Source organism: Kitasatospora sp. NPDC056181, assembly GCF_042266225.1.
GTDB lineage: Bacteria > Actinomycetota > Actinomycetes > Streptomycetales > Streptomycetaceae > Kitasatospora.
Window position 1 is genome coordinate 1 of record NZ_JBHJUK010000179.1, and the last position, 15,016, is coordinate 15,016.

Here is a 15,016-nt window from a genome sequence, read left to right on the forward strand (position 1 = left end):
AAAAATCACCAAACTACCACTCCCGCCGGGGCCGAAGTCGGTGGTCGGATCCCCAGCGCTGTTTGTACGGTGACCATATGACTGTTGATCTGGAAAAGTACTTCTCCCGCATCGGATGGGCCGGGGAGCCCGAGCCCACCCTCGCCACCCTCCGTTCCCTGCACCGTGCCCACGTCCACGGCATACCCTTCGAGAACCTCGACGTGGTCGTCGGTTCGGTGCCCTCGCTCGACGTCGCCGACCTCCAGGCCAAGCTCGTCGAGTCGTCCCGGGGCGGCTACTGCTTCGAGCACAACACCCTGCTCGCCGCCGTGCTGGAGCAGTTGGGGTTCGAGGTCACCCGGCTCACCGGCCGTGTCCGCCTCGGTGCGCGCCCCGGGGAGATCCGGCCGCGGACCCACATGGTGCTGGCCGTCGGGGTGCCCGGCGAGTCCGGCCGCCACCTCGCCGACGTCGGATTCGGGGCGATCGGCGCCCTGTTGGAGCCACTCCCGATGGTGCCCGGGGAGGTCCGCGAGGGTGCCGGGCGTCATCACCGCCTGGTCGTCGAGGAGCCGGACGGCCCCGCCCCCGTGTGGGTGCTCCAGGCGAGGACGGGCGACGCCTGGGAGGACCAGACCGCCTTCACCCTGGACCCGGTCCCCGCGCCCGACATCGCGATGTCCAACTGGCACGTGGCGACCCACCCGCGCTCGCCCTTCAAGCGGATCTACGTCCAGGGCACCCGCGCCGACGCCCACCTGCGGCTCGAAGGGGCGACCCTGACCCGCACCGAGGCCGGAGGCGCGGTCTCGGTCCGGGAGTTGGACGGTGCCGACGAGATCGTCGAGGTCCTGGAGTCCGGGTTCGGGATCTCCCCGCCGCCCGGCCTCGGCGCGGCGATCTGACCGGCGTCCGACCGGCGTCCGTGCGGCGTCCGTGCGGCGTCCGACCGGAGCCCGTGCGGAGTCAGATCAGCGTCTGATCGGCGTCCTGCCGGTGTCCGACCGGATTCCGGGGGCGGACCGGTGCGGTGTACTGTCTCGCGGTGATTCCCGTGCTCCGGGCCCCCGTTCTCAGGCGGGGCCGGAGCGGAACCGGAGGCGGTATTCCGTCGGTGTCGTGTTGAGCCTGCGGCGGAACGCCCGGATGAGCGTGTCCGTGGTGCCGAACCCGCAGGTGGACGCGATGCGTTCGAGGGTCATGTCGGTGGACTCGAGCTGGTTGCGCGCCATTTCGACGCGGGCCGACTCGATGTAGACGCTCGGGGTCATGCCGAGTTCGGCCTTGAAGATCCGGGTGAGCTGCCGCTCGCTGACGTGGGCGAACGCGGCGAGGCCGGCGACGGTGTGCCGTTCGCCCAGGGTGCGGGTGATGTGGTGGCGGAGGTCCTCGATGCGCCGTGTCGTCGACACGGGTTCGAGGGGGACGCTGAACTGGCTCTGCCCGCTCGGGCGCTTCAGGTACATCACGAGCTGCCGGGCCACGCGCAGCGCGGTGGCCTCGCCGAAGTCGTCGGCGACGAGGGCGAGCGACAGGTCGAGGCAGGCGCTGATTCCCGCGCCGGTCCACACGTCGCCGTCGCGGATGAAGATCGGGTCGGCGTCGACCTCGATCTCCGGGTGATCGGCGGCGAGTTGCTGCGCGGTCGACCAGTGGGTGGTGGCGCGCCTGCCGTCGAGCAGCCCGGCGGCGGCGAGGATGTGCGCCCCGACGCAGACGGAGGCGACCCGCCGGCTCCTGGCGGCGAGCGCCCTCACCCGGTCGACCACCGCGGGGTCGGTGAGCGGGCGGACGCGGCGCCGGTCGTCGATCTCGACCGCGCCGGGCACCAGGAGGGTGTCGACGGCCCGCGTGGACACCTCGTCGAAGGTGACGTCGGGGAGGACGCGCACACCGGCGGAGGTGGTGACCGGGTCCAGGGTCTCGGCGGCGAGGACGACTTGATAGCCCGTGGCGTCGTCCGTCTCGCGCTGCACGAACGAGAACACCTCGGGCGGTCCCGTGACGTCGAGCAGGTCGACGCCCTCGAACAGGACGATGACGATGAGCCGGTTGACGGTGTTCACGGGTCTCCGCTGGTCGGCAAAGGTGATGTCGGTATCTGCATGTTAGACGGCATTGCCGACATCAAGCGGCCGGCCGTAGCGTTCTGGACGGCGCAGCTCACCGAGGGTGAACTGCAGGACACGGCACCGGACCCAAGGCGGTATTCCCATGGCCACCACGACCCTGCGCGAGCTCAACGGCTTCGACGAGACGCCTGCCTCGCTCGCGGACTCGACCCTGATCCTGATCGACTACCAGAACACCTACGTCCGCGGCGTGATGGAGCTGGAGGGCTGGCAGGCCGCGCTCGACTCCGCGGCCGAGCTGCTGGCCAGGGCCCGGGCGGCCGGCGCGAAGGTCATCCACGTCATCAACGACGGCGGCGAGGGCACCCCGTACGACATCCGGGCGGAGATCGGCCGGATCCACCCGAGCGTGGCCGCGATCGAGGGCGAGCCCGTCGTAGTCAAGCACGTCCCGAACGGCTTCGCCGACACCGACCTGGGCAAGCACGTCGACGCGGCCGGCAACACGGACGTGATCCTCGCCGGGTTCATGACGCACATGTGCGTGACGTTCACGACGGCGGGCGCGTTCCTGCGCGGGAACCGGCCCACGGTCGTCGCCGACGCCTGCGCGACCCGGCCGCTGCGGTCGGGCGGCCACGAGCTGACCGCCGACCAGATCCACCACAGCGCGCTGGCGACGATCGCGGACCTGTACGGGGTCGTCGTGGAGTCCGGGAAGTCCCTGAGCTGAGTGCCGGGGTGTACGGGCCGGCGGGCCGACCGCACGGCACGGCCGGCCCGCATGCCCGCGTCGCGGCGACGCCCGCGCCGGCCCGGCCGGCCCTCCGGCCGTGGCCCGGGGGCTCAGTGCGACCAGTGGGCGTCCTCGACGTCCGGCTGGAGAGCGGCCACGGGGCGGGCGGCGTCCGGGTCGTACTCGACGCCGTCGCCGCGGACGGACACGGTGAGGCCGAGCGTCTGGTCGGGGCCGGGCACGAGCTGGACGAAGACCCCGATGCCGTCGGGCGATTCGGCGCTGAAGTTGTAGTCCGGGCCCTTCTCCGGCTCGGAGGGGGTCCAGATCCACCCGCTCTCCTTGTAGCCGTGCGCCCGCCATTCGGCGGCGACGGCGTCCCGCAGCTCCGCGCGGTGGGAGGCGAGGATCCTGGTGCGGGCGGTGAGCTGCCGGTCGACGTGGGACAGCCTGCTCGGCACGCCGTTGGCACGCGGCCCGTACTGCCGGACGTCGTAGCCGCTGTCGCTCAGCACCAGGTTCGGGCCGAGGCCGCCGACCGTGTCGCGGAGGGCCTGCTCGCTGCGCTCCCGGAACTGGGCCGAGGTGTGGCGCACGCGCTCCGGACCGGACTTCGGCGCGTACGGGTCGTCGAGCCCGATGGACCACCACACGCCCATGTTGAGGACCAGGACGGCGAGGACGATGGCGACCAGGCCCGCCACCGCCCCCAGGCAGCCCTTCGCCAGCCCCTTGTCGAACACTCCGGCCCCTTCCCCCGTCCCGCTCCCTACCGTCACCGTAGGCGGTCGGCCCGGGCCGGCGCCTGAGTACCCGTACTCAAAGGGGTTCCGACGGCCAAAGGCGTTCCGACGGCACCGGGGGCGGTACGGGCGGCACGCGGGAGGGCGCACGCGAGAGGGCACGGGCGTAGTGGGGCGGGCGGAGTGGAGCGGGGGTGCCGGTTTTCGGGCCGCAAGATCATCTGTCGATATGCTGCGGGACCGCCGGGCACGTGGTGTGCCCGCAGCTGACCGAGGGATGGTTGTCGCGATGATGGGACCGGCACACGCGCTTTCCGGGGCGGCGGCCTGGCTGGGGGTGGGTGCCGCGGCTGCGGCCTGGGACCACCCGATGCCGTGGCCGGTGCTGCTCGCGGGAGCCCTGATCTGCGCCGGGGCGGCGCTGGCTCCCGACCTGGACCACAAGGCGGCGACGATATCGCGGGCCTTCGGGCCGGTCTCCCGGATGCTCTGCGAGGTGATCGACAAGCTCTCGTACTCGGTCTACAAGGCGACCCGGGGCAAGGGCGACCCGCGTCGCTCGGGCGGGCACCGGACGCTGACGCACACATGGCCCTGGGCCGTGCTCTGCGGCGCCGGGGCGTCGGCGGTCTGCGTGTACGGCGGGCGCTGGGGCGTGCTCGGGGTGCTGTTCGTCCACATGGTGCTCGCCATCGAGGGACTGCTCTGGCGGCACGCCCGGGTCTCCAGCGACGTGCTGGTCTGGCTGCTGGGCGCGTGCAGCGCCTGGATGCTGGTCGAGGTGCTCGACCGGCCCGGCAACGGGTCCGGGTGGCTGTTCACCGAGCCCGGCCAGGAGTACCTCTGGGTGGGCCTGCCGATCGTGCTCGGCGCGCTGGTGCACTGCATCGGTGACGCGCTGACGGTCTCCGGCTGCCCGGTCCTGTGGCCGATCCCGATCGGCCGTCGGCTCTGGTACCCGGTCGGGCCGCCGAAGGGCATGCGGTTCCGGGCCGGCAGCCGGGTCGAGATCAAGGTCCTGATGCCCGTCTTCATGCTCCTGGGCGGAGTCGGCGCCCTGGGCGCACTCGGCTTCATCGGCTGAGGCTTCGTCGGCCCGCTGGGTGCGGCCCGCTGGGTGCGGCCCGCTGGGTGCGGGGTGCGGGGTGCGGGCGCGGTGCGGGGAGCCCGGAGGGCTCGGGGCAGGTCCTTACGCGGCGCTGATTTGCGAACCCTTTACACTCCTGTAGAGCGCGCTGCGGTGCCCCGACCGGGCCCGCCCGCCGCACCGACCACCCTCGACGAAGCGAAGGAGTCGCGGTCCCCGCGATGGACGAGCCTCCCAGTGCCCACCGTGCCGTTCCCCCTCTGACAGGCCGTCCGCGTGCCGGGGCGGGGGTGGCACGGTGACCGAAGTCCTCCTGCTGCTCCTCGCGCTGGTGCTCACCGCCGCCTGTGCGGTGTTCGTCGCCGCCGAGTTCTCGCTGACCACCGTCGAGCGCGGCGCGGTGGAGCGGGCCGCAGAGCGCGGTGAGCGCGGCGCCGCGACCGTCCTGAAGGCGGTCGGGCGCCTCACGTTCCAGCTGTCCGGGGCCCAACTGGGCATCACCATCACCAGCCTGGTGATCGGCATGATCGCCCAGCCGTCCGTGGCCGCACTGCTGCGCGGACCGCTGGAGGCGGTGGGCCTGCCGCACGGCGCCGCCGCGAGCCTCTCCGTCGTCCTCGGCGTGCTGCTGTCGACCGTCGTGCTGATGGTGGCGGGCGAGCTGGTGCCCAAGAACTGGGCCATCTCCCGCCCGCTCGCGGTGGCCAAGGCGGTGGCCGGGCCGCAGTACTGGTTCTCGGCCGCGTTCTCCCCGTTCATCGGGCACCTCAACAACACGGCCAACCGGGTGGTGCGCAGGCTCGGCCTGGAGCCCGCCGAGCACCTCGCCTCCGCCCGTACCCCGCAGGAGCTCGTCGCGCTCGCCCGGCACTCCGCCCGTGCGGGGGCGCTGGAGCCCGACACCGCCGAGCTGTTCGTCCGCTCGCTGAACCTGCGCGAGCTGACGGCGGAGAACGTGATGACCCCGCGGGTCGACGTCCGGGCGCTGGAGGAGCACGCCACGGCCGCCGACGTCGCCAACCTGACCCGGGCCACCGGCCTGTCCCGCTTCCCCGTCTACCGGGACAACCTCGACCACGTGGTCGGCGCCGTCCACATCAAGGACGCGCTGACCGTGCCCGCCGGCCAGCGCCACCTGCACCCCGTGTCGGAGCTCATGACCGAGCCGCTGCTGGTGCCCGAGACCCTCACCGTCGACCGCCTGCTGGACCGGCTGCGCGGGGAGCAGACGATGGCCGTCGTCATCGACGAGTACGGCGGCACCGCCGGGATCGCCACCCTGGAGGACATCGTGGAGGAGGTCGTCGGCGAGGTCGTGGACGAGCACGACCCGGCCGGGCCGGCCGACCTGGTCGACCTCGGCGAGGGCCCGGACGGCCGCCACCGCTGGGACGCCGACGGCATCACCCGCACCGACCAGCTCGACGCGATCGGCCTGCCGGGCACCGAGGGTCCGTACGAGACCCTGGCCGGGCTGATCGCGGAGCGGCTCGGCCGGATCCCGGTGCCCGGGGACACCGTGGACGTCGACGGCTGGACGCTGGACGTCACCGCCGTCGCCCACCACGTTGCCGAGCGCGTCCGCATCACCGCTCCCGCCCCCGAGGACGGCGACGAGGACGGCGACGGCGGCACGGCCACCGGCCGCCGGGAGGGCACCCGATGACCGCCGTCCAGCTCGTGATCGGCCTGCTCACGCTGGTCACCAACGCCTTCTTCGTCGGCGGCGAGTTCGCACTGATCTCGGTGCGCCGCAGCCAGATCGAGCCGCGTGCCGAGGCCGGCGACCGCCGGGCCCGCACCGTCATCTGGGGCCTGGAGCACGTCTCGGCGATGCTGGCCACGGCTCAACTCGGCATCACCGTCTCCTCCCTGGTGCTCGGCGTGGTCGCCGAGCCGGCCATCGCCCACCTGCTGGAGCCGCCCTTCCACGCCGCGGGTGTCCCGGACGCGCTGATCCACCCGGTCTCGTTCGTCCTCGCGCTGGCCGTCGCGACCTACCTGCACATGCTGATCGGCGAGATGATCCCCAAGAACATCGCCCTCGCCTCGCCGGAGAAGGCCGCCTACCTGCTTGTGCCGCCGCTGGTGGCCGCGACCCGGGCGCTGCGGCCGCTCGTGTTCTCGATCAACGCGTTCGCCAACCGCATCCTGCGGATGCTGCGCGTCGAGCCGAAGGACGAGGTCGCCTCGGTGTTCAGCGAGGAGGAGCTGGCCCGGATGGTCAAGGACTCCTCCGACGCCGAGCTGCTGAGCGAGCGCGACACCGAACTGCTCCAGGACGCCCTGGAGCTGGGCTCCCGCCCGGTCTCCGAGGTGGTGACCCCCCGCGGGCGGATCGTCTTCGCGGGCCCCGGCACCACGCCGGAGGAGCTGGAGCAGCTGGCCGCGCGGACCGGGTTCTCACGCTTCCCCGTCCTCTCCGCGGACCGGACGGTGACCGGCTACCTGCACATCAAGGACGCACTGGAGCAGGACGACGCCCGCGACCGGCCGTTCCCCGCACGCGTCCTGCGGCCGATCGCCCGCGTCCCGGCGTCCACCCCGCTGGACGACGTGCTCACGGCGATGCGCCGCTCCGGTACGCACCTCGCCGCGGCCGTCGATCCCGACGGCACCGCGATCGGCCTGGTCACGATGGAGGACGTCCTCAAGGAGCTGGTCCGCCCGGTGCCCGCCGGGTCCTGACACCGCCCGGCGCCCGGCGCCCCGCGGGACGGGGCGCCCCCGCCGGGCCGTCGCACCGGAACGAAAAGGCGTGGGCCGGCCGCGCCGGGGAGTGCCCCCGGCACGGCCGGCCCACGCATCGCCCGTCAGGCGGAGGCCAGGAGCGCCTCCAGGGCCAGCGCCGTCTCCGGGTGGCGGCCCAGCAGCGCCGCTCCCGCCGGGGCCGGCCCGGCGGGCGCCCACTCCCCGGCGCAGCCCAGCAGGTACGCCACCGCGTCGCAGGCCGCCGGGTGCGCCGCCAGCAGCGCGACGCCCCGAGCGGCCGACGCCCGCCCGGCCGGGACGGCGGCGGCCGGCTCCGGCTGCGCCCGCCACGGCGGCACCCAGTCGTCCAGCGCCGCCAGCCGGCCGGGGAAGATCCGCCCCGCCTCCCTGATCAGCAGCGGCGCCAGGTCGGCGCCGTCCGCGCGCAGGGTGGTGATCAGGGTCGGCAGCCACGGCAGCAGCACCGCGTCCGGCAGCCGCCCGAAGGCGTTCGACACCGCCTCCACGACGAAGTCGGTCAGGCCGGGTACGGGCTCCAGCGCGTGCAGCAGACCGCTCAGGTAGCGCGGATAGGCGGGCAGCACCAGCGGGTTGGCGAGCAGCTCGTCGCAGTGCGACCGCAGCTCCGCGCGGGACATCCCGCCCAGGTGCACCTGCGCCGCCCACAGCAGCGCGACCTTCGACGGGTCCTGCGGATGCGACTGCGCGACGGCCAGCTCCAGCTGCGTCCGGTCGCACCCCAGCGAGAGCGCCAGGCCCTCCATGCTGAACAGGAAGCCCAGCATCGCCGCGACCTGACGGACCGTCGCGTCCTCGTCGGCGAACGCCGTCGGCAGCAGGGTGCAGTAGTGCGCGTACCCCGTCCGGACGAAGGACTCGATCCAGCCGGGCAGGACGGGCTCGCTGGTCCGGTAGAACGCCAGCAGCCGCCGCACCCGGCGCAGCACCTCCGGCGCGCCGTCGACGCTGCGCTCGGTGGCCAGCACCTCCAGGGCGCGGCTCCCCAGCTCGTGGGCGAGCCGGCGGCTGCGCAGGTAGAGCGTGGCGTCCTCGACGGCCTCCAGGACGACGGCCGCGGTGGCCTGCGGTGCGTTCGCCGTGCGCCGCAGGCGCTGCTCCAGGACCTGCTCGATGCTGACGCCCTCGTAGCCGAGCTCGATCAGCGCGCGCTGGTGGGTGCCGAGCGCGAGGTCCCAGGACTCCTGGATCGGGCGTTCGCCGAGCTTGCGCTCGCCCATGATCGGGCGGGCCGCGCCCTGCGGCAGCAGGTACCGCAGCATCCACAACACGTCGGAGCAGGGCTCCAGTTCCGGCTGGGAGGCGATGTCCAGCAGGGCCCGCTGCACGCCGCGCTGCTCCAGCTTGAGGGCCAGCGGTGCGAGCCGGTCGTGGACGTCGCGGGCCAGCGGCGGCAGCGCGTCGTAGCCGACCTGGCCGATCCGGTCGCCGCCCATCATGATCTCGACCAGCCGGGCGACGTTGCGCCGGCCCGGCACGGTGTCCTTCTCGATGCAGGTGACCGCCGCGTCCTGGAAGTCGTACGGCGTGGGCTTCGCCCGGTCGCGCATCCCGGCCAGCAGGATCGACGTCTCGAACACCGCGATGGCGTCGGCGGTGGAGGCGAGGTAGCCGTTGCGGCGGGCGGCGCGCACGATCTCCACCGACCAGCCGAGCAGCTCGGCCTCGTCCAGGCGGTCGAGCACCGGGGGCCGCCGCAGGAAGCCGGAGAGCCGGTCCTCGGGCGGAAGGTCCGGCCCGGGGGCCGCCACGGCCGCGGCCTTCCGGGCACGCGAGGGCTTCCGGGCGCCCGTCTGCCCGGCCAGCCGGAACGGCTGCACACCGGTGCGCTTGAGGTTCTTCGTCCAGAGCGTCGAGGCGATCGACACCGAGCCGGCGGCCAGCCCGAACTGGGCCTCGATCGCCGCGTGGCTGGACGGGATCAGGCCGTGCTGCCAGGTGGTGGCGGTGCGCGGGCCGATCTCGAAGGTGTCGCTGCCCGCGACGCCGAACTCCGCGACCCGGCTGGCCGCGTGGAACGCGCCGCAGACGTAGAGGCAGTCCGCGGGGTCGGTGCCGGTGGCGGCGAGGTGCTCGCGCATCCGCGTCCACATGTAGCGCTCGCGGTCCTCGTCCACCCGGACCCGCTGTCCGTCGCCGGGGGCCAGCCGTCGGAAGAGGCTGCCGATCAGCAGCATGACCTGCCGGTAGGTGTCGTGGTCGGCGTCGCCGAGCGGCAGCTCGACGTACTGGTGCCACCACTCCGACCAGTGCCGCACCTTGCCGTGGCGCAGCAGGTGCTCCTCCAGCTCGGCGAAGCGCGGGCGCAGGTCGCCGATCTCCACGCCGACCGCGTCGCCGTGCAGCGCGGCCTCCTCCTCGGCCGCGGGCGCGTCGGGGTCGGCGGGCCCGGAGTCCCCGGTGTCGCGCGGCTCCCACTGGAAGACGTGGTCCGAGGAGCGGTCGACCAGGACGAGTTCGACGCCCGGCGTGTCCAGCGCGTAGGCGATGGCCTGGTACTCGGCCGAGGCCTCGGTGATCGGCGCGACCACCGACAGCGGCGACCAGTCGGCCGGGAAGCCCTCGACCTCGGTGGCGAAGGCCTGCACCGCCACCGGAAGCCGGCAGTTGCGCAGCTCGGACAGGAGCGGCGCCATGTCCTCGCAGAGCTCCAGGTAGACCACCTTGGGCTGCTTCTCGCGCAGCCGGCGCGCCATCGCCACGGCCGAGGCGGGGGAGTGGTGGCAGACCGGGAAGATCTCCAGCGGCTCGCGCACCGCGCGGTCGACGTCGTCGACCAGGCCGAGCAGGATGCCCTCCAGCGCGTCCGGCCCGCCGGCGAACGCGGCGGCGGCCTCCTGGAGTTGGCCGCGCAGCGCGTCGAAGACGGCCGTCGGCCCGACGGCGCTCAAGAGAGCGTGGCGATCGCGTCGCGGCCGCCCTCCAGGAACTCCGGCCAGGGCCCGCCCTCGTCCTTGCTGCGCGGCTCGACCACGCCGTGCAGGTACTTGTTGAGGATGGCGAGGTCCTCCGGCTCGCGCCGGGCCAGCGAGCCGACCAGCGAGGAGGCCAGGGTCCGGGCGGTCAGTGCGCGCTCGCCGAAGAAGTTGCCGTGCAGGATGGCGTCCTCCAGCACGCCGATCTGCTCGGCGGTGGAGAGCGCCGACTCCAGCTTCTCGTCGTCGCTGCCGGCCGCGGCGGCCGAGGCGCGCAGGTCGCCGAAGCTCTGCAGCAGGACGTCCAGCAGCGTCGGCGGCACGTCGAGCTCGATCTGGTGACGGCGCAGCAGCTCCTCGGTGCGGAAGCGGACGATCTCCGCCTCGCTCTTGCGGTTCGTCACGACCGGGATCCGGACGAAGTTGAAGCGCCGCTTGAGCGCCGAGGACAGGTCGTTGACGCCCCGGTCGCGGCTGTTGGCGGTGGCGATGACGGAGAAGCCGGGCTTGGCGAAGACGATGCCGTCGCTGTCCAGCTCGGGCACCGAGATGTACTTCTCGGACAGGATGGAGATCAGCGCGTCCTGGACGTCGCTGGTGGAGCGGGTCAGCTCCTCGAAGCGGCCGATCGAACCGGACTCCATCGCGGTCATGATCGGCGAGGGGATCATCGACTCCCGCGACTGGCCCTTGGCGATCACCATGGACACGTTCCACGAGTACTTGATGTGGTCCTCGGTGGTGCCGGCGGTGCCCTGCACGACCAGGGTGGAGTTGCGGCAGACGGCGGCGGCCAACAGCTCGGCCAGCCAGCTCTTGCCGGTGCCGGGGTCGCCGATCAGCAGCAGTCCCCGGTCGGAGGCCAGGGTGACGATGGCGCGCTCGACGATGCTGCGGTCGCCGAACCACTTCTGCTGGATCTCCCGGTCGAGGCCGTCGGAGCGCTCGGAGCCCAGCACGAAGAGGCGGACCATCTTCGGGGAGAGCCGCCAGGTGAAGGGCTTGGGGCTGTCGTCGATCGACTCCAGCCAGTCCAGTTCCTCGGCGTACTTGAGCTCGGCGGGGGCGCGCAGCAGGTCGGACATGCGGGGGGCCTTTCTGGGTGTGGGCCGGGGGAGTGCGGGAGGGGCCTGGGACGGCATCGGCACGCCTCAGGCGAGGAAGGTCTTGAGCTCGTGGACGAGCTTGCGGATGTGGCCGGAGAGCACCGGGGTGCCCTGGTCCTTGAAGCGTTCGCGGAACCACGGGTTGACGCTGGCGCGGCCGGAGCTGGTCACCGAGCCGACCGGGATGAACTTGGCCCCGGAGCGGTGGATCGCGGCCATGGACTCGAAGAGCTGCTCGCTCTGCCACTCGTAGAAGTCGGAGATCCAGACCACGACGGTGTTGCGCGGTTCGGCGATCTTCGGCTGGGCCAGTGCCATCGCGACCCGGCCGTCGGTGCCGCCGCCGAGGTTGGTGCGCAGCAGCGTCTCGAAGGGGTCGTGCACCCACGGGGTGAGGTCGACCGCCTGGGTGTCGTAGGCGACCAGGTGGACGTCCACCTTGGGCAGACCGGCGAAGATCGAGGCCAGGATGGTGCAGTTCACCATGGAGTCGACCATCGAGCCGGACTGGTCCACCACCACGATCAGCCGCTGCGGCGTCGTCTTCCGCGCGGTGTGGCGGTAGTAGAGGCGGTCGACGTAGAGCCGCTCCTCCTCCGGGCTCCAGTTGGTGAGGTTCTTCCAGATCGTGCGGTCGAGGTCGAGGTTGCGGAACACCCGCTTGGGCGGGACGGACCGGTCCAGCGCGCCGACCGTGGACTTCTCGACCTGGGTGCGCAGCACCTCGGCGACCTCGTCCACGAAGCGGCGGATCAGGGCCTTGGCGTTGGCCAGGGCGACGCCGGAGAGGTTGTCCTTGTCGCGCAGCAGCTGCTCGATCAGCGACATGCTCGGGGTCAGCTGTGCGGCGAGCGCCGGGTCGGCGAGCACCTCGCGCAGCCGCATCCGCTTGACGAGGCCGGCCTCGATGGCGCCGAGCTCCGGGCCGATCGCGGGGATCAGCGTGGAGAGGTCGGGCGTGGTGCCGCCGCCGCCCGATCCGCGCCCGGCCGTCGTGCCGCCGGGGCGGCCGGCCCGCAGCTCGCCGGGCTTGCAGCCGAGCGCCCGCTCCAGCCAGCCCGCGTCGGACTGCCAGCGGGCCAGCTGGCCGGCGGTCACCGCGCCGGAGCCGGTGCCGAACACGTTGAGCAGCACCTTCGAGACGAGCGCGGCCCGGCGTACCTCGGCGGCGCCGTCCCGTTCACCCCCGTCCGCTGCGGTCTCGTCGGGCACCATCAGGCCGTCGAACTCCTCGGCCAGCGCCGGGTGGCGCTGGACGACGGCGTCGACGGAGGCCTGCGGGTCCAGCAGGGCGGGCGGCAGGCCGATGGCCTCGACGACGGCCATGCTCGCCGACTCCAGGGCCGGCTGCTCCTCGTGGTCGAAGAGCCGGGCGAGCAGCCGCCAGTACAGCACCTGGCGGCGGTTCTCGTCCGCGTCCACCCCGGGTGCCGGATCCGGCGCCGGGTCGGGTGCGTGGTCGGGTGCGTGGTCGGTCGTCATTTGCGAAGGAGCCTTCCCGCTCGCTCCCGCAGCACCGTCACCGCGTCGGTGGCGGCCTTCTCGGCCTTCAGGCCGGTCTTGTCGGTGGTGCCGCCGGCCCAGGCGCCGGCGTGGACGGCGACGGTCTTCTTCTTCACGACGGTCTCGACGGCGAGCGGCTGGAGCAGGTACGCCCCGGCGTCCCAGCGCAGCAGGCCGATGCAGGCGCTCGACGCCGCGACGGCCTCGGCGGTGAGCGGACCGGCGGCCGGGATGCGGTCGGTGTCGACGGTGAGCCGGTGCCCGGCCAGGGCGAACGCCACGGCGTCGCCGTCCTGCTGGACGGTGTAGCCCTCCAGGAAGACCGGCAGGGCGATGCGTGCCGGGTGGCGGTCCAGGGGCGCCGTCGGTGCGGCGGCTGCGCCGGCCAGCGCGACGCGCGCGGTGGCGAAGGCGTCGGCGGCGGCGCCGGGCCGGGCGTGCTCGTCGTTCCAGAGCAGGTCGCCCTCGGCGGTCACCGGCATGCCGGTGAGCTCCATCGCCAGGCCCTCACCGGCGGCCGCCAGCAGCGACAGGTGGGGGCGGAGCAGCTGCCAGACGCCGGCGCCGACGACGGTGTCCGGCTTGGGCACCGCGACGCCGGCGCGCACCAGGCGGGCCGGGCCGCCGTCGGCGGGTTCGAACACCGCGTGGACCTGGGCCTGGGCGGCGGTGGCGTGCTCGTGCAGGTCGACGCCGAGCGGCAGCAGCCGGCCGGTCACGGTGGCGACGGCCGGTGCACCGGCGGCACCGGGCAGCGTCAGCAGCATCGCGCGGGACCAGAGGTCGGCCCAGCGGCGCAGCGGGATCCGCTCCAGCGTGGCGCCGGGGCAGGAGGCGGCCAGCTCGGCGGCGAAGCCGTCCAGCAGCGTCGCCAGGCGGCGCAGGGCCGGATCCGGCAGCATCGCGGAGACGACCGGCGCCGCGCCGGAGACCAGCTCGTGGTCGAGGCCCTGCCACCCGGCGCGCGCCAGGTCGGCGAGCCAGGAGCGGGCGGCGGCGAGCAGGTTGGGGGCCGTCGGCTCGCCCGTCACCGGGGCGGCGACGTCGCCGGGCGTCCGCCCGGTCGCCTCGTCGAGGCGGGCCGTCAGCGCGTCGTGGACGGAGCCGAGCAGTGCGGTGCGGGCGGCGGCGAGGGCGACGAGGTGCTCCTCGCTCGCGGCTCCGGCGGCGGCCTTGCCGGCCGCCTCGGCGACCCGTTCGGCCAGCGGCGATCCCGCGACGGCGTCGGCCAGTCCGGCGAGGCCGGTCGCCTGCGCGGGCTGCGGCCGGAGCAGGCCGCCGACGAGCGCCCGGTCGAAGGCGTCCACGGCCGCGAGGGCCTCGTCCAGCCCGTCGACCGGTTCGGTGAGGAGGTCCGTACGCATCACGCCACCGCCCTGGTGGTCGGGAACCAGTGGAGTTCCGGGAGCGGGTCGGTGGTGGGCGTCAGTTCGAGGTAGGCGAGGTGGCGCAGGAACCGGCTGAACACCGGCGCCGCCGCGGTGGCGTCCGCCTTGGCCGGCCGGGTGGCGGTCATCGCGGAGGTGATGCCCTGCGTGCTCGCCTCCCCGTGGGACGGCTCGACCCGCAGGTAGCGGGCGACGCGCTCGCCGCCGTACTGCAGCACGGCCTCGCCGATCAGGGCCGCGATGTGGTTGCAGAACGAGCCGCGGGCGCCGCCGCAGGGCCGGTTGTTGTTGGTGCTGCACGCGAACGCGTAGTCACCGGCGGCAACCGACGAGACGTAGACCCGCTCGATGTCCGAGCCGCTGGACACCACGCCCTGAAGGCGCCCGTCGGCGAGTTCGACGAACGGGACCTTGGCGAGTTTGCGTGGCCGCGCGGGCGGTATCACGCGTGCCGTGCTCGACTCCTCCCGGACTGACAACACACCATCTCCTTCACAACGAGGGGGGCCGCCGCGCCGGACCGGCGGGCTGTGTTCCAGAAACCTACTCGCGGGCACTGACAGCGCCCGCAGGGCCCCTGACGTCGGCTCTCCTGGTCCGCCGTCCCCCGGCCCCGCCGGGCCGTGGGCTCGGGTGACCGGCCGTCGGCCCGCACGCGATAGGGCCGGCCCCCCCCGGGGCGGGGGGGGGCCGGGCGGGTGCGGGGCGGGGGCGGGGGGGGGGGGGGCGCGGTCCGGGCCGCGGGCACCCGGGC

The 15,016-nt window shown here is 73.7% G+C and carries 12 protein-coding genes; 5 read left to right on the forward strand and 7 right to left on the reverse strand.

Going from position 1 to position 15,016, the window contains the following annotated elements:
• Positions 1-77 precede the first annotated feature (77 nt).
• A complete protein-coding gene (locus tag ACFC1F_RS38405) occupies positions 78-887 on the forward strand; it encodes an arylamine N-acetyltransferase (RefSeq protein ID WP_376165635.1) in 810 nt (269 codons plus the stop codon).
• Between the two features lie 168 nt (positions 888-1,055).
• Here ACFC1F_RS38405 and ACFC1F_RS38410 read toward each other — a convergent pair whose 3' ends face one another.
• Complete coding sequence (locus tag ACFC1F_RS38410; protein ID WP_376165637.1) at positions 1,056-2,048, reverse strand: GlxA family transcriptional regulator; 993 nt, start codon at positions 2,046-2,048, stop codon at positions 1,056-1,058.
• Positions 2,049-2,196: 148 nt separating this feature from the next.
• On the opposite strand from ACFC1F_RS38410, the gene ACFC1F_RS38415 reads away from it, so the two are divergent.
• Positions 2,197-2,787: an isochorismatase family protein gene (locus ACFC1F_RS38415; protein ID WP_209413128.1), complete on the forward strand. Its 591-nt coding sequence runs from the start codon at positions 2,197-2,199 to the stop codon at positions 2,785-2,787.
• A 113-nt stretch (positions 2,788-2,900) separates the two neighbouring features.
• Here ACFC1F_RS38415 and ACFC1F_RS38420 read toward each other — a convergent pair whose 3' ends face one another.
• Positions 2,901-3,533: a hypothetical protein gene (locus ACFC1F_RS38420; protein WP_376165640.1), complete on the reverse strand. Its 633-nt coding sequence runs from the start codon at positions 3,531-3,533 to the stop codon at positions 2,901-2,903.
• A gap of 289 nt (positions 3,534-3,822) precedes the next feature.
• Between ACFC1F_RS38420 and ACFC1F_RS38425 the strand changes: the two genes are divergently transcribed.
• The 3 genes from ACFC1F_RS38425 (at position 3,823) to ACFC1F_RS38435 (ending at position 7,308) form a co-directional block, all read left to right on the forward strand.
• Positions 3,823-4,617, forward strand: a complete 795-nt coding sequence (locus ACFC1F_RS38425) for a metal-dependent hydrolase (RefSeq protein ID WP_209413130.1) — start codon at positions 3,823-3,825, stop codon at positions 4,615-4,617.
• 301 nt (positions 4,618-4,918) lie between these two features.
• Positions 4,919-6,286 (forward strand): hemolysin family protein, encoded by a 1,368-nt coding sequence (locus ACFC1F_RS38430; RefSeq protein ID WP_376165642.1) that lies wholly within the window; start codon positions 4,919-4,921, stop codon positions 6,284-6,286.
• A complete protein-coding gene (locus ACFC1F_RS38435) occupies positions 6,283-7,308 on the forward strand; it encodes a hemolysin family protein (protein WP_376165644.1) in 1,026 nt (341 codons plus the stop codon). Before ACFC1F_RS38430 ends, ACFC1F_RS38435 begins: the two co-directional genes overlap by 4 nt.
• 125 nt (positions 7,309-7,433) lie before the next feature.
• Here ACFC1F_RS38435 and ACFC1F_RS38440 read toward each other — a convergent pair whose 3' ends face one another.
• The 5 genes from ACFC1F_RS38440 to ACFC1F_RS38460 all read right to left on the reverse strand — a co-directional run bounded on the left by ACFC1F_RS38440 (position 7,434) and on the right by ACFC1F_RS38460 (position 14,741).
• Positions 7,434-10,241 (reverse strand): hypothetical protein, encoded by a 2,808-nt coding sequence (locus tag ACFC1F_RS38440; RefSeq protein WP_376165646.1) that lies wholly within the window; start codon positions 10,239-10,241, stop codon positions 7,434-7,436.
• On the reverse strand, positions 10,238-11,350 hold the full coding sequence (locus ACFC1F_RS38445) for an AAA family ATPase (RefSeq protein WP_209413134.1): 1,113 nt from the start codon (positions 11,348-11,350) through the stop codon (positions 10,238-10,240). The genes ACFC1F_RS38440 and ACFC1F_RS38445 overlap by 4 nt, the downstream gene beginning before the upstream one ends.
• Before the next feature lie 66 nt (positions 11,351-11,416).
• Positions 11,417-12,853: a VWA domain-containing protein gene (locus tag ACFC1F_RS38450; RefSeq protein ID WP_376165648.1), complete on the reverse strand. Its 1,437-nt coding sequence runs from the start codon at positions 12,851-12,853 to the stop codon at positions 11,417-11,419.
• A complete protein-coding gene (locus tag ACFC1F_RS38455) occupies positions 12,850-14,268 on the reverse strand; it encodes a hypothetical protein (RefSeq protein WP_376165650.1) in 1,419 nt (472 codons plus the stop codon). Before ACFC1F_RS38455 ends, ACFC1F_RS38450 begins: the two co-directional genes overlap by 4 nt.
• Positions 14,238-14,741, reverse strand: coding sequence for a hypothetical protein (locus ACFC1F_RS38460; protein ID WP_209413265.1), 504 nt, complete (start codon positions 14,739-14,741; stop codon positions 14,238-14,240). The genes ACFC1F_RS38455 and ACFC1F_RS38460 overlap by 31 nt, the downstream gene beginning before the upstream one ends.
• Positions 14,742-15,016: the final 275 nt, after the last annotated feature.

Bases quoted from the DNA above. Each gene is read 5' to 3' on its own strand.
- ACFC1F_RS38405 (WP_376165635.1), top strand. From the start codon at position 78: ATGACTGTTGATCTGGAAAAGTACTTCTCCCGCATCGGATGGGCCGGG.
- ACFC1F_RS38415 (WP_209413128.1), top strand. From the start codon at position 2,197: ATGGCCACCACGACCCTGCGCGAGCTCAACGGCTTCGACGAGACGCCT.
- ACFC1F_RS38425 (WP_209413130.1), top strand. From the start codon at position 3,823: ATGATGGGACCGGCACACGCGCTTTCCGGGGCGGCGGCCTGGCTGGGG.
- ACFC1F_RS38435 (WP_376165644.1), top strand. From the start codon at position 6,283: ATGACCGCCGTCCAGCTCGTGATCGGCCTGCTCACGCTGGTCACCAAC.
- ACFC1F_RS38445 (WP_209413134.1), bottom strand. From the start codon at position 11,350: ATGTCCGACCTGCTGCGCGCCCCCGCCGAGCTCAAGTACGCCGAGGAA.
- ACFC1F_RS38450 (WP_376165648.1), bottom strand. From the start codon at position 12,853: ATGACGACCGACCACGCACCCGACCACGCACCCGACCCGGCGCCGGAT.